This is a genomic window from Flavobacterium crocinum (assembly GCF_003122385.1).
Classification (GTDB): domain Bacteria; phylum Bacteroidota; class Bacteroidia; order Flavobacteriales; family Flavobacteriaceae; genus Flavobacterium; species Flavobacterium crocinum.
This window is the reverse complement of sequence record NZ_CP029255.1, coordinates 5,194,510-5,208,554: the sequence shown is the minus strand read 5'-3', so window position 1 is coordinate 5,208,554 and position 14,045 is coordinate 5,194,510. Positions and strand designations below refer to the sequence as shown.

General features: G+C 33.6%; 12 protein-coding genes and 1 other RNA gene. 8 read left to right on the top strand and 5 right to left on the bottom strand.

All coding sequences use genetic code 11. From position 1 onward, the window contains the following. Positions 1–29: 29 nt before the first annotated feature. Positions 30–851, bottom strand: coding sequence for a UDP-2,3-diacylglucosamine diphosphatase (locus tag HYN56_RS22055; RefSeq protein WP_109194172.1), 822 nt, complete (start codon positions 849–851; stop codon positions 30–32). Between the two features lie 188 nt (positions 852–1,039). Between HYN56_RS22055 and aroC the strand changes: the two genes are divergently transcribed. From aroC to HYN56_RS22040, 3 genes are all read left to right on the top strand, one after another. Beyond that, positions 1,040–2,098: a chorismate synthase gene (gene aroC / locus HYN56_RS22050; protein WP_109194171.1), complete on the top strand. Its 1,059-nt coding sequence runs from the start codon at positions 1,040–1,042 to the stop codon at positions 2,096–2,098. 52 nt (positions 2,099–2,150) lie between these two features. Continuing rightward, positions 2,151–3,413, top strand: a complete 1,263-nt coding sequence (locus HYN56_RS22045; protein WP_109194170.1) for a dicarboxylate/amino acid:cation symporter — start codon at positions 2,151–2,153, stop codon at positions 3,411–3,413. 341 nt (positions 3,414–3,754) lie between these two features. Continuing rightward, a complete protein-coding gene (locus HYN56_RS22040) occupies positions 3,755–5,725 on the top strand; it encodes a response regulator (protein WP_240622614.1) in 1,971 nt (656 codons plus the stop codon). On the opposite strand, the gene HYN56_RS22035 is transcribed toward HYN56_RS22040, so the two are convergent. Beyond that, positions 5,722–6,969, bottom strand: coding sequence for a DEAD/DEAH box helicase (locus HYN56_RS22035; RefSeq protein WP_109194168.1), 1,248 nt, complete (start codon positions 6,967–6,969; stop codon positions 5,722–5,724). The genes HYN56_RS22040 and HYN56_RS22035 overlap by 4 nt on opposite strands. A 135-nt stretch (positions 6,970–7,104) precedes the next feature. Then, on the bottom strand, positions 7,105–8,142 hold the full coding sequence (locus HYN56_RS22030; RefSeq protein WP_109194167.1) for a formimidoylglutamase: 1,038 nt from the start codon (positions 8,140–8,142) through the stop codon (positions 7,105–7,107). A gap of 99 nt (positions 8,143–8,241) precedes the next feature. Here HYN56_RS22030 and HYN56_RS22025 point away from each other — a divergent pair, with 99 nt between their 5' ends. After that, positions 8,242–9,120: a hypothetical protein gene (locus HYN56_RS22025; RefSeq protein ID WP_109194166.1), complete on the top strand. Its 879-nt coding sequence runs from the start codon at positions 8,242–8,244 to the stop codon at positions 9,118–9,120. A 170-nt stretch (positions 9,121–9,290) separates the two neighbouring features. Here HYN56_RS22025 and hutI read toward each other — a convergent pair whose 3' ends face one another. Beyond that, the gene (gene hutI, locus HYN56_RS22020; RefSeq protein ID WP_109194165.1) at positions 9,291–10,529 is read right to left on the bottom strand and encodes an imidazolonepropionase; all 1,239 of its coding nucleotides are present in this window, start codon (positions 10,527–10,529) and stop codon (positions 9,291–9,293) included. Between the two features lie 122 nt (positions 10,530–10,651). Then, positions 10,652–11,701 carry a glutaminyl-peptide cyclotransferase gene (locus HYN56_RS22015; protein WP_109194164.1) on the bottom strand — a complete coding sequence of 350 codons (1,050 nt, stop codon included), beginning with the start codon at positions 11,699–11,701 and terminating at the stop codon, positions 10,652–10,654. A gap of 88 nt (positions 11,702–11,789) precedes the next feature. Between HYN56_RS22015 and ffs the strand changes: the two genes are divergently transcribed. From ffs to fsa, 4 genes are all read left to right on the top strand, one after another. Continuing rightward, positions 11,790–11,887, top strand: an RNA gene (gene ffs, locus HYN56_RS22010) — signal recognition particle sRNA small type. Between the two features lie 167 nt (positions 11,888–12,054). Continuing rightward, positions 12,055–12,858 carry an SDR family oxidoreductase gene (locus HYN56_RS22005; RefSeq protein WP_109194163.1) on the top strand — a complete coding sequence of 268 codons (804 nt, stop codon included), beginning with the start codon at positions 12,055–12,057 and terminating at the stop codon, positions 12,856–12,858. A gap of 4 nt (positions 12,859–12,862) precedes the next feature. Then, positions 12,863–13,054, top strand: a complete 192-nt coding sequence (locus tag HYN56_RS22000) for a hypothetical protein (protein WP_109194162.1) — start codon at positions 12,863–12,865, stop codon at positions 13,052–13,054. A gap of 249 nt (positions 13,055–13,303) precedes the next feature. Then, entirely contained in the window at positions 13,304–13,960 is a 657-nt protein-coding gene (gene fsa / locus HYN56_RS21995) for a fructose-6-phosphate aldolase (RefSeq protein WP_109194161.1), read from the top strand. Positions 13,961–14,045 lie beyond the last annotated feature (85 nt).

Below are 14,045 nucleotides of genomic sequence, written 5' to 3'. Positions count from 1 at the left end.
TGCTTGTTTTGAAGGCTATAAAAGTAAAATTATTTTAATATTATCGAAGATATTAATTGTGAAGTCAGAATGTCTTCCATTTCAAAAAGGTTTTCTTCTTCAACAAAATTACTTGCTTTGTAGGAGAATAGTTTCCAACGTTTTTTATGGTATTCAAGAGCGGTTAAGTTTTCTACCCAGTCACCGGAATTCAAATATAATGTAGATCCGTGTTTGTTTTCTTTGGTCATAATTTTTGGTTCGTGAATATGACCGCAGATTACATAATCGTAGTTTTTCTCGATTGCTAAATCTGTTGCTGTAGTTTCGAAATCAGAAATAAATTTAACCGCTTTTTTAACACTCGCTTTTATTTTTTTAGAAAACGAATACGGTTCACGTCCCAGTTTTGATAAACACCAATTTACAAATCGGTTCATAAGAATTAAATAATCATAACCTAATCCACCCAGTTTTGCAATCCATTTTGAATGTTGTACAGAAGCATCAAACACATCTCCGTGAAAAATCCACGCTTTTTTATCGTCTAATTCTAAAACTAATTTATCGACCAAAGCAAAATTTCCCATATTCATGTCACTGAATTTACGAAGTATTTCATCATGGTTTCCAGTAATGTAATACACCTTAGTTCCTTTAGAAGCCATTCCAATAATGCGCTGAATGACTCTTAAATGTGCTTTAGGAAAGTAAGATTTTCTAAACTGCCACGCATCGATTATATCTCCGTTTAAGACTAAAGTTTTGGGTTTAATGCTTGAAAGATAGTTGTTTAGTTCTTTTGCATGACTTCCGTAAGTTCCTAAATGAACATCAGAAAGAATCACCAGTTCGACATTTCTTTTTTTCAATTTTTCTTGATTTGAAGTTTTACAAATTAAGAAAAATCCGCAGAGATTTATTTTATCAAAAGGTTATGAAAATGAGGATAATTTTACCAAATTGTGATTTTTAATCGATTTAATGTTTAGTTAATAATACCAGTTTTAAATTTTTTAATTTAATTCATAAAACTTACATTTGCTCAAAACAAAATACAATGGCAGGAAATAGCTACGGCACCCTATATAAAGTGACTACATTTGGAGAATCTCATGGTGAAGCTTTAGGCGGCATTATTGACGGATGCCCTCCAGGAATACAACTTGATTTTGAAGCGATTGAACTAGACATGGCAAGAAGAAAACCGGGCCAGTCGGCAATTGTAACACAAAGAAAAGAACCGGATGCAGTTCAGTTTTTATCTGGAATCTTTGAAGGAAAAACTACAGGAACCCCAATTGGTTTTATTATTCCAAATACCAATCAAAAGTCAGATGACTATTCACATATAAAAGATAATTACAGACCGAGCCACGCTGATTATGTTTATGATCAGAAATATGGTTTTCGTGATTATCGCGGTGGTGGAAGAAGTTCTGCAAGAGAGACAGCAAGCAGGGTAGTAGCTGGTGCAATTGCAAAACAAATGCTTCCGGAGATTAAGTTCAATGCTTATGTTTCTTCTGTTGGGCCAATTCATTTAGAAACTCCTTACCAAGAATTGGATTTTTCAAAAATTGAAAGCAATCCGGTTCGTTGTCCGGACGAAAAATCGGCTGCGATTATGGAAGAATATATTCGTGATATTCGCAAACAGGGCGATACTGTTGGAGGTGTTGTAACTTGTGTGATTCAGAATGTTCCGGTTGGTTTAGGTGAACCGGTTTTTGATAAACTTCATGCTGAATTAGGAAAAGCAATGCTTTCTATCAATGCGGTAAAAGGTTTTGAATACGGAAGCGGTTTCTCCGGTTCTGAAATGAAAGGAAGCGAACACAACGATTTATATAACCCTGACGGATCTACAAAAACAAATCTTTCGGGAGGAATTCAGGGCGGAATCAGTAACGGGATGGATATCTACTTTAGAGTAGCTTTTAAACCTGTTGCAACAATTATGCAAACTCAGGACTCATTAGATAATAAAGGAAATATTACACCCATGACAGGAAAAGGACGTCATGATCCGTGTGTAGTGCCTCGCGCAGTGCCTATTGTAGAAGCAATGGCAGCAATTGTTTTGGCTGATTTTTATTTAATCAACAAAACATATTAATAAAAGGTAAGACAGTGAGGGTCTTATATTTTAATAATCAAAAAATACATTAATGCAAGAAGTTACAGAAACTAAAAAAAAATCATTTCTTTCGGGATTAACAGGGCAAATTATAATTGCTATGGTTCTTGGAGCCGTTTTAGGAATTATACTGCACAACAGCATTTCGCCAGAAGCAGCGCAGGCATTTAGCAGTAAAATAAAAATGCTGGCTACCATCTTTATTCGTTTGGTGCAAATGATTATTTCCCCATTGGTTTTTACTACTCTGGTAGTTGGAATTGCAAAATTGGGAGATATTAAAACGGTGGGAAGAATTGGAGGAAAAGCTATTGGATGGTTTTTTACCGCTTCTTTTATTTCTCTTTTAATCGGATTATTTTATGTAAATGTTTTGCAGCCAGGTGTTGGTTTAAAACTGGAGCATGTTGATATGGCAGCAGCTTCTGAAGTTACCGGCAAAACACAAAATCTTTCTTTTGATAACTTCGTCGAACATATAGTGCCAAAAAGCATCATAGAAGCAATGGCTACAAATGAGATATTACAAATTGTAGTTTTCTCTATTTTCTTTGGTTTAGCAGCTGCATCTTTAGGATCAACTGTGAAACCAATTGTTGGGGCTTTTGATAAGCTTTCGCATATTGTATTAAAAATGGTAAATTATGTAATGAACTTTGCTCCAATTGGAGTTTTTGGTGCAATTGCAGCCGTATTTGCTATTAGAGATGCGGAAGAGTTGATCATTACATATTTTAAATTTTTCGGATCGTTTTTAATCGGTATCAGTACTTTATGGGCTATACTGATTGCTGTAGGTTATATTTTCTTAAAAGGAAGAATGACTGAGTTATTAAAACGTATTACAGGACCATTGGCAATTGCCTTTGGTACAACAAGTAGTGAGGCTGTATTTCCTAAACTGACAGAAGAATTAGAAGGTTTTGGTGTAAAAGATAAAATTGTTTCCTTCATGTTGCCTCTGGGATATTCGTTTAACCTTGACGGAAGTATGATGTATATGACTTTTGCCAGTATCTTTATTGCTCAGTTCTACAATGTGCATTTGGATTTAGGAACTCAGATGGCTATGCTTTTAGTTTTAATGCTTACCAGTAAAGGTATTGCAGGTGTTCCAAGAGCCAGTTTGGTTGTTGTAGCGGCAACTTGTGGAATGTTTGATATTCCGGTTGAAGGTATTGCTTTAATCCTTCCAATTGATCACTTTTGTGATATGTTCAGAAGTGCAACCAATGTACTTGGAAATGCATTAGCAACCTCAGTAGTAGGACAATGGGAAGAAAGTAAAGAATAAAGATTTTAACACTAAGATTAGGATATTTTCTTCTTGATAATCTAAAAAATAATAGAAAAGCTGTATTTTTTTATGAAATGCAGCTTTTTTTTATTTTAAAGTGTATATTTGAGAAAATTAGCCGATTAATGCCCCCAATACGGATTTTTTTACTTCTTTTTTTTGCACTGAATTGCTGTGCCAATTCGGTATTATCTCAATCTAATTGTAATAAAGATCCTAAGCTCGATAAACTCGTAAAAAATGCACTCCTGAACTTTAGGGAGTCGAATTTTGAGCAATCCCTTAAAATTTCCAGAACTGCGTTAAACGCTGCTACTTTAAATAAAGATTATTGTCTGATGTCCCGGTCTTACAATATAATTGCAGCTAATTATAATGAATTAACAGACTTTGATAAAGCCATTTTTTTCTACAAAAAAAGTCTGTATTATGCTGATAAAACCAATAACGATTCTTTAAAAAGTAATGTCTATAATAATTTAGGCAATATGTATTGCTTTGAAAAGAAACAGTTTGAAGAAGGAATTCGTTATTATAAAAAAGCAGTTGCGTATGCTTTGAAAATTAATGATTTAAAAGAAGTATATTTTACAAATGTCAATATTACATGGGCTTATTTTGATATCGAAAATTATGAACAGGGCTATCTCTTTCTAAAATATATAAATAGTGCCAAAAATAAATATAGCGACGGATCTACTGAGGTTATTGTTGATATGCTTAACGGGATCTATTTAAGTCATAAAAACGAAAATAATGCCGCGAACAATTATTTTTTGAATGCTATTGAATTAGGAAAAAAAGCTCAGGAAAAGACAGATTTATCTAGTGTTTACTTAGAATATTCAAAGTTTCTCAATAAAATTAATAAGCATAAAGAAGCTTATCAGGCATTGATTAATCATAATGCTATTTCAAACGAGATTTATAGTATAAAGAAACTTAAAAAAGCTTCCATTGCCGGACTGGGACTTGAACTGGATGAGTACAGAAGACAAATAAACAAAATAGAAAACGAGAAAGTCGAGCAGTCTCAAAGTCTTAAAAAATCAAAAATTATTGTAATTCTTTTTGTGCTTATTTCTTTAATTCTACTGTTTTTAATTATCACTTTAATAAAAAATATACGCTTTAAGAAAAGACACAATCTGGAGCTTTTAAAAGCAAAAGAAATAGCAGAGGAAGCCTCTTTACTTAAAACACAGTTTATTTCGACTATAAGCCATGAATTACGTACTCCTCTTTATGGTGTTGTCGGAATAACAAATATGTTGCTGGAAGAGCATAAAGAGCTCTCCAGAAGTCAGCATTTAAGTTCACTTAAATTTTCTGCCCGGTACCTGTTATCTCTGGTAAATGATATTCTTCAGATTAATAAAATTGAAGAAAATAAAATTGTTCTCGAAAATTTGACATTTAATATTTCCGACGAAATAACGGTTATAAAAAACTCATTGTCTTTTCTTTCTCAAAAAAATAACAACAGGATTTCAATTGATATTGATCCTGATATTCCGGAATATTTAATTGGAGACAAACTTCGCCTGTCTCAAATTTTGATGAATTTAGTGAGTAATGCACTTAAATTTACAAAAGATGGTCAGGTTGAAATAGTTGTCAAATTAAGTAAAGTAGAAGGGAAGATGAATTTCCTGGATTTCCTGATTCGTGATAATGGTATCGGAATAGCTATTGTGGATCAAAGTAAAATCTTCGATAAATTCGTACAGGTTGGAAGAAAAGAAGAAGATTATCAGGGAACCGGACTTGGGCTTAGTATTGTCAAGAGATTGCTGGGATTGTTTGGAAGTACAATTACGCTGGATAGCGATCTTGGAAAAGGAACTTCTTTTTCGTTTGAAATTGCATTTGAACATGATCTTGCCAAGACAAAAAGCATTATTGATGAGATTGAAGTTGATTTGACTTCTTATGAAGTGTATAAAATTTTAGTAGTAGAAGACAATCTAATCAATCAGCTTGTAACAAAGAAAATTATCGAAAAGAATAATTATACCTGTAAAGTGGTTGATGATGGTTACGCTGCTCTTAAAATACTGGAAGATGAAGTTTTTGACTTGATTTTAATGGATATTAATATGCCTTTAATGAACGGTTTTGAAACTACAAAAAGAATTCGTCTCGCCGGAATAGAAACTCCAATTGTTGCTTTAACTGCTTTTGATAAAGATGAGATAACAGACGAAGCGCTTTCGTCCGGTATGAATGATATCATTATTAAGCCTTTTGAGCCGGTTAAATTGTTTAAGATAATCAATTACCTTATAAAAGAAAAAAACGCTGTTTAGTACCAGCGTTTTTTATTTTTCTTAGAAGAATTGGATTTTCTCGATTTATGAGCTCCACCGCTTCTGTTTGAGTTTTTAGGTTTTTCTCCGGCTTCCGGACTTCCTGAATGCCATTGATACGGATGGTCTGAAATTGTTTTTACATCAACTTTAATTAATTTCTGAATGTCTTTCCAGTATGGTAATTCGTCCTTACCACAGAAAGAAATAGCAATTCCGCCATTTCCGGCACGACCTGTACGACCAATTCGGTGAACATAAGTTTCAGGAATATTAGGTAAATCAAAATTGATTACATAAGGCAACTGTTCAATGTCAATTCCTCTTGCTGCAATATCTGTCGCAACCAAAACGCCAACTTCTTTATTTTTAAAGGCGTCTAAAACCCTTTGTCTGGCATTTTGAGATTTGTCCCCGTGGATAGCTTCTGCAGGAATATCTTTTTTACGAAGCGCTTTTACAACATTGTCAGCACCATGTTTTGTTCTCGAAAAAACAAGTACGTTAGATAGATTTTCTTCTTTTATTAAACTGTACAATAAGTTTCTTTTTTCTGTTTTATCTACAAAATAAACACGTTGTTCTACTTTTTCGGCTGTTGACGAAACAGGCGAAACTTCTACTTTTTCAGGATCCTGAAGGAACATTTCTGCCAGTTCACGAATTGCAATTGGCATTGTTGCAGAAAAAAGTAATGTTTGTCTGTTTTTTGGTGTAAGCTTTACAATTTTTTTGACATCGTTTATAAAACCCATATCCAGCATTTGATCGGCTTCATCAAGTACTAAAGTGTGCAGATGATTTAAATCAAGGAAGCCTTGTTTATGAAGGTCAAGTAAACGCCCCGGAGTTGCAACCAGAATATCTATCCTGTTTTTTAAAGCATCAACCTGAGGGTTTTGGGAAACCCCTCCAAAAATAGTCAGTTGTGTCAAATTGGTGTATTTGGCGTAAGTATCAAAACTTTGGCCAATTTGAACCGCTAATTCACGCGTTGGAGTCACAACAAGCGCACGAATTTGTTTTGCTTTTTTTGATGAACCTACAATTCTGTGTAACTGATGTATAATAGGGATGGCAAATGCAGCCGTTTTTCCTGTTCCTGTCTGTGCACAGCCAATTAAATCACGACCTTCTAAAACAACAGGAATCGATTTTTCCTGAATAGGTGTCGGATTTAAATAGCCTTCTTCAAATACAGCTCTTTGTATACTTTTTGAAAGTGATAAATCTTCGAATAACATATCTTAGGTATTAAGTATTTTAGTTTTAGTTACTAAAATGCCGTGCAAAGATAGTTTTATTCGGCCAATCGTTTGTTCGAATTGGCTTTTATTTGGGAAAACTACTTTGTTTTTGAAATTTACAGAAACTCTTAATTAATCTTTTTCGATGTTTGCTTTAATGAAGTCAGTAACCAAATATCCAATCAGTTTTCCAATTAAATTATTATTTGGAGAATTGTCTAAATCGGGAGCTCCTTCGCAGATATGAAGGTAGGCAGCATTTTTATGTTCGCCAAAAAAGGAAACAAATTGTCTTAGTTCTTCAACAGAAAATCCGCTAATAGTCATAGCGCTGCTTGCTATATTTGGGATTGCATCTAAGTCAATTTCAATTCCAAAAGCATCATTCTTAATAAAATCAAGAGCAGTGATCATTTCTCTGTTGAAATCTTTTTCTTTTCGAATATTAACACTGTCGTATGTATTATAACGAACTCTGTCCTCCAATTTTTTAATGATATCTAAAACACTTTTTGAAGTATAATTTTCGTGAAGCCCGAAGATGAAATATTTTTTCAGGAAACCTTCTTCATAAGCATAAGAGAATCCGTTACCGCTATGACGTCCTTCTAAGATTCTAAAATCAGAATGCGCGTCGAAATTAACCGCGTTTACAGGTTTTCCTTTCGCTAAAGCGGCACCTTTAATATTTCCATAAGCATTATTATGGCCTCCACCGATAATTATAGGTGTTTTTCCGGCTTTAATTATAGTAAAAATGATATGAGATACTTCTTTGTCTATTTTTTCAACCAGCTGACTTAATTTAGAACGATCGTCAATGTCATTAAAATCGAGATTTTCTACTTCGCGCATTTCATCGGCAACATTAATTTGTCCTAAAATAATAATGTTACTTCCTTTGCAAAATCTGTTATGTTGAATGTTGGCAATACTTTTTATTGCGCATTGCCATGCAGAAGCTGCTCCGGGTCTTCCATAATTGGCGCGAACACCAATATCTTCCGGAATTCCAAGAAGTACATATTTAGCTTCACTTTCTTTTAGAAAATTAACTTTGTCAACTCCCGGAGGGATGACAATCATTTTTTCTCCAAACTTTAATTCACCGCTTCGATGATTTGTGACTTTTGCTAAATCATTTATAGTGAAAGGGATTAATTTCTCCATTAAAAAAATTTATTTTCCAAAAATAATATAATTGTAGAAACTTACGTTATTACCTTATATTAATTCTTAAATTTGTTATTAAAGAAAATTTTTTTAAATATGGAAAACCCAAAGAACAACAATTCAAGTCTAAAAGCGATAATCGCAGTTTTAGCAGTCCTACTGATTGGTAGCTTAGTGTATATTTTTAAATTATCTTCTGATACAGAGGTAGTTAAAACGGAACTTACCACAACTTTGACAGAGAAAGAATCTGTAATGAAAGATTTACAGGAATTAAAAGCTACTTATGATGCTGCAATTGCTGAAAATACTTCAATGTCTGACGAATTAATCCAGGAGAGAGATAAAGTAGTTGCTTTAATGGATGATTTAAATAAGTCTAAAGGTGATGTTTCTAAATACAGATCTCAGGTTCAGGCAATGCAGAGCAAAATGAAAACTCTTGTTGCTGAAAATGATGAGTTGAAAAAACAAAATGGTGTTTTAACTACTCAGAGAGATAGTACAATTGTAGTTTTAGGAGAGTCTAAAAAATACAACGAAGTATTAGTTGGTCAAAATGAGGAGTTAGCTAAAACAGTAGAAAGAGGTTCTAAATTATCAATTTTGAACACTAAAACTGCAGCTTACAAATTGAAAAGCTCTGGTAAACAAATCGAAACAGACAAAGCAAGTCGTGCTGATGTTTTAAAAGTAAGTTTTACAATTGCTGAAAACCAAATTGCAAAATCTGGTGACAAAACATATTATGTTCAAGTTATCGACGCTAAAAACAATGTATTGGGCGAGAAAAAAACAGAAAGCTTTGGAGATAATTCTTTAACATACAGCTTTAAAACTACTGTAAAGTATGAAAACAAAAGTGTAAATGTTGTTGAAGATCTTCCAGGTAAAGATTTCGCTAAAGGAACTTACTTTATCAATGTTTTTGATAACGATGAGTTAGTTTCTAAAACTAGTTTCAGCTTAAGATAATTCTGCCAAAGGTAAATACCACTTAGATATTAAAGGTCTGTGATTTTCACAGACCTTTTTTTATGGATGAATGTGAGTTTGTTTAAAACAATGTCCTAAACAATACGTTTCCTGTGGTTGAAACCACAGGCTATGTTTGTATGATTTCTATTTTGTGAAAAAACAAAAGTTTATTTCAGAATTTTCCCTTCAATAAAAACCGATTCAATTAAATTGCTTCCAAAAGCATAAGGAATCTGATAATAAGATGAGGTAGGTTTGGTAAGTATTAAATTGGCTTTTTTGCCTTTTGTAATACTTCCATGTGTATTTGAAACCCCCATGGCGTAAGCTCCGTTTATTGTGGCAGCGTTGATTGCTTCTTCAGGAGTCATTTTCATTTTGATACAGGCTGTTGCAACAACAAAATTCATATTTCCGGATGGAGTAGAACCAGGATTGAAATCTGTTGCTAATGCAACTGGCAAGCCGGCTTTGATCATTTCGCGTGCCGGAGTGTAAGGAATGCTTAAAAAATAAGAGCAGGAAGGTAAAGCTACTGGCATCGTTTCAGTGTTTTTTAAAGCTTCAATATCTTCGGTATTCATAATTTCTAAATGATCGACAGAAAGAGCGTTAAATTTAACTCCGGCTTGTATTCCGCCAATAGAATTAAACTGGTTTACGTGGATTTTTGGTTTTAAACCAAATGCAATTCCGGCTTCCATTATTTTTTCGGTTTCGTCTACTGAAAAATAACCGCTTTCGCAGAAAACATCCACGTAATCTGCAAGTTTGTTTTTGGCAATTTCTGGTAGCATTTCGTTTATGATTTCATCCAGATATCCTGCTTTATCTTCTTTGTAATGAGTTGGGAAAGCATGTGCTCCAAGAAAAGTTGCTTTTATGGCAATTGGATAATTTTCAGCCAGTTTTTTAATCACACGAAGCATTTTTAGCTCGCCGTCAACGGTTAAACCATAACCCGATTTTATCTCGACCGCTCCGGTCCCTAAATGCATGACTTCTTCTAAACGGACTTTTGATTGCTCGTAGATTTCTTCTTCTGAAGTCTCATTTAATTTTTTTGCTGAATTTAAGATTCCTCCGCCACGATTCGCTATTTCTTCATAAGATAATCCGTTAATGCGGTCTACGAATTCCTGCTCTCGATTTCCTGCGTAAACAATATGTGTATGACTGTCACACCAGGACGGAAGAACTACTTTTCCTGTTGCATCAATTGTTTTATCTGCGTTTATCTCAGGAAGATTTTCCATTGAACCAAAATCTTCAATAAGATTATCTTTTAAAACTAAAAAAGCATTTTTTATTGTTGGAAGTACTGCCATTTCTGACCCTGAAACTTTTGTAATTGAAGTCTCGCGAACCTGAAGCAATTCTTGGATGTTTGTAATTAATGTTATCATTATTGCTATTGTTATAAAACACAAATTTACTTCGTCAGTTCGCCCTACGGTCTCGTGTCACAAATTATCACGAACTAATCCGTGAAATCTGTGAAATTTGTATTTCTAAATTATTTTTAGATTTATTCTGAAACTGTTATTTCGAATATTTTATCCCAGTATTTTCCGGTAACAAAAATAGTTTTAGTAGCAGGATTGTATGCAATTCCGTTTAATACCTCGGCATTTTTACTTTTTACAAATTTACGAAGACCAGATAAATTGATGATTCCTTCAACAGCGCCGGATTTTGGATCTACAACGGCAATAGCATCTTTTTGCCAAACATTAGCATAGAATTTCCCATCGATTAATTCTAATTCGTTTAATGCTTTAATTTTTGAAGTACCAGAATATACGTTTACGTAATCGATAAGTTTTTGATTAGAAGGATCCATTTTCCAGATTTTCTCCGTTCCATCAGAGTGATAAATATATTTGTCGTCGTGTGTCATTCCCCAACCTTCAATATCTTTATCGTATTTGAATGTTTTTTCCAGTTTAAAAGTTTTAGCATCATAGATAAAACCTGTTTTTTCCTGCCATGAAAGCTGATATAGTTTTCCATTGAAAAAAGTGATTCCTTCTCCAAAATATTCTTTAGGAAGATCTACTTGTTTAATTACTTTTCCGGTTTTATAATCTACTTCTCTAAAGTATGAATCTTCTTTTTGTCCTGTACTTTCAAAAAGTCTTCCATCATGAAATTCCAAACCTTCAGTAAAAGCTAAAGAATCATGTGCAAAAGTATTTACAACCTTATAGTTCAAAAGTTTTGGTTCAACATCAGAAACGACTTCAATTCTTTTAGTAGCATCAGAAGAATCTCCGCCAAAATATACTGTCGCTTTTAGGTATTGATAACCTAATTTTTGATCGATTAGTTCAAATCTAAATTCTCCGGCGCCTTTTGTACCTCCAACTCTTTGGTCATTTATGAAGTAGGCAACACTGTCGATTTCTTTCGATTTTGGATTTAAAATTCCGATTGTAACAGGATCTTTTTGTGTAAAATGTGCCGGAAATGCAGAATCATCGATAGTAAATAAAGAATTTTCACTTTTTTTTGTATCTCCACATCCAACAAATGCGATTCCTAATAAAATGACAGCTAGGAAGTTATATTTTTTCATAGTTTAAAATTTGAATAAGCCAATATACAACGATATTTTTATAGTGACAAAGCTCTTGCAAAAATATAAAAAGGTTGTATATTTGCACCGGCAAGTCCTACACGACCAGCTCCTGCAGACTCCCCCAGGATGGGAACATAGCAAGGGTACGCGGTTGAGCGGTGCGATGTAGGTCGCTTGCCATTTTTTTTAGAATAATTTAATTTGTAATCTTCCTTTTCAGGAGGATTTTTTTATTTTTGGACGTTTGGAAGTTAGAAGTTATAGGTTAAAAGTTGTAAAGTTTACTTTATTTACAACACAAAATTTATAACTCTTAACTCTTAACCTATAACTAACAACTTTTAAAAAAAATGAATAAAGTCGTTTTAATTACCGGAGGATCATCCGGAATTGGAAAATCTATTGGTGAATTTTTACATCAAAAAGGTTTCGTAGTGTACGGAACGAGTAGAAATCCGGAGAAAGTATTGAATTCTGTTTTTCCTTTGGTTGCCTTGGATGTTCGAAATGCAGCATCTATTCAGACAGCGGTTTCTAAAATTATTGAAACTTCTGGCAGATTGGATATTGTAATCAATAATGCGGGAGTTGGGATTACCGGACCTTTAGAAGAAATTCCGACGGAAGAAATAAGAAATAATTTTGAGACTAATTTTTTTGGACCCATTGAAGTTATGAAAGCTGCGCTGCCACAAATGCGCAAACAAAATTCTGGACTTATTATTAATATTACTTCTATTGCCGGATATATGGGGCTTCCTTACAGAAGCGTTTATTCTGCATCAAAAGGAGCTTTGGAGTTGATTACTGAGGCTTTAAGAATGGAAGTTAAGTCTTTTGGTGTTGAAATTACTAATGTTGCTCCCGGCGATTTTGCTACTAATATTGCCGCGGGACGTTATCATGCACCTGTGATTAAAGATTCGGCTTATGAAAAAGTTTACGGAGATATATTGGCTACGATGAACGATCATGTTGATGCAGGAAGTAATCCAAATGAAATGGCCGAAGCGGTTTATAAAATTATTCAAACTAAAAAGCCTAACGTACATTATAAAGTCGGAGCTTTTATGCAAAAGTTTTCGATTGTTTTAAAACGTGCGCTTCCGGATAAAGTTTACGAAAAGATGTTAATGAATCATTATAAATTATAAAATTATGGAAAAGATTGCTGAATATTTACCTAGTATTTTTGCTGTTTTAATTTTTGCTGTTATTTGGTTTGTTATTCGTAGGATTTTGGGATCTGTAAGTGACAAGATCAATAATTCTGAAAGTTATAAAGAAGATACTCTAAGAGTTTTGGAAGAAATCAGGGATGAATTGAAAGAACTAAACAGAAACAAATAATTTACGGTTTGTAAATATTTTGTGAATTTTGAGAGAATTTGCAAATTGATCTGTTTTTTGAAATTGTTATTGGTATTGATTTCGTAATTTTGCACCTGCGTTTGCGTGAGGGATAGAAGTAAACTACCGAAGTAGTACGGATAGCCCGACCCTATTTGAAAAAGGCGCTTATAAACGTTCTGATTAGTGCGCCTTTTTCAAATAGGGTCACGCCCAGAATAAATCAACACAATTTAAATAATATAAATTATGAAATTTTTTATTGACACAGCTAATTTAGCTCAAATTAAAGAAGCACAAGCTTTAGGTGTTTTGGATGGTGTAACAACTAACCCGTCTTTGATGGCAAAAGAAGGAATCACTGGTAAAAACAACATTTTAAAGCATTATGTTGATATCTGCAATCTTGTAGAAGGTGATGTAAGTGCTGAAGTGAATGCGCTTGACTTTGAAGGAATGGTAAAAGAAGGTGAAGAGTTAGCTGAATTACATGACCAAATCGTTGTAAAACTTCCAATGACTAAGGAAGGTGTTATGGCGGCAAAATATTTTTCTGATAAAGGAATCAAAACTAACGTAACTCTTGTTTTCTCTGTAGGACAAGCGATTTTGGCTGCTAAAGCAGGAGCTACTTATGTTTCTCCTTTCGTAGGTCGTTTGGATGATGTTTCTACTGACGGATTGAACTTGATTCAGGAAATTAGAGAAGTTTATGATAACTATGGTTATGAAACTCAAATTTTAGCTGCTTCTGTGCGTCACACAATGCATATTGTAAACTGTGCTAAAATTGGTGCAGATGTTATGACAGGACCGCTTTCTGCAATTTACGGATTGTTGAAACACCCATTGACTGATATTGGTTTAGCTCAGTTCGTAGCTGATTTCGAAAAGGGAAACAAGTAATCCTTAGATAGATACAAAATTAAAATCGTCTTTTTTCTAACGAGAAAAGACGATTTTTTTTTACTTTTATATGAATCTTAAATAG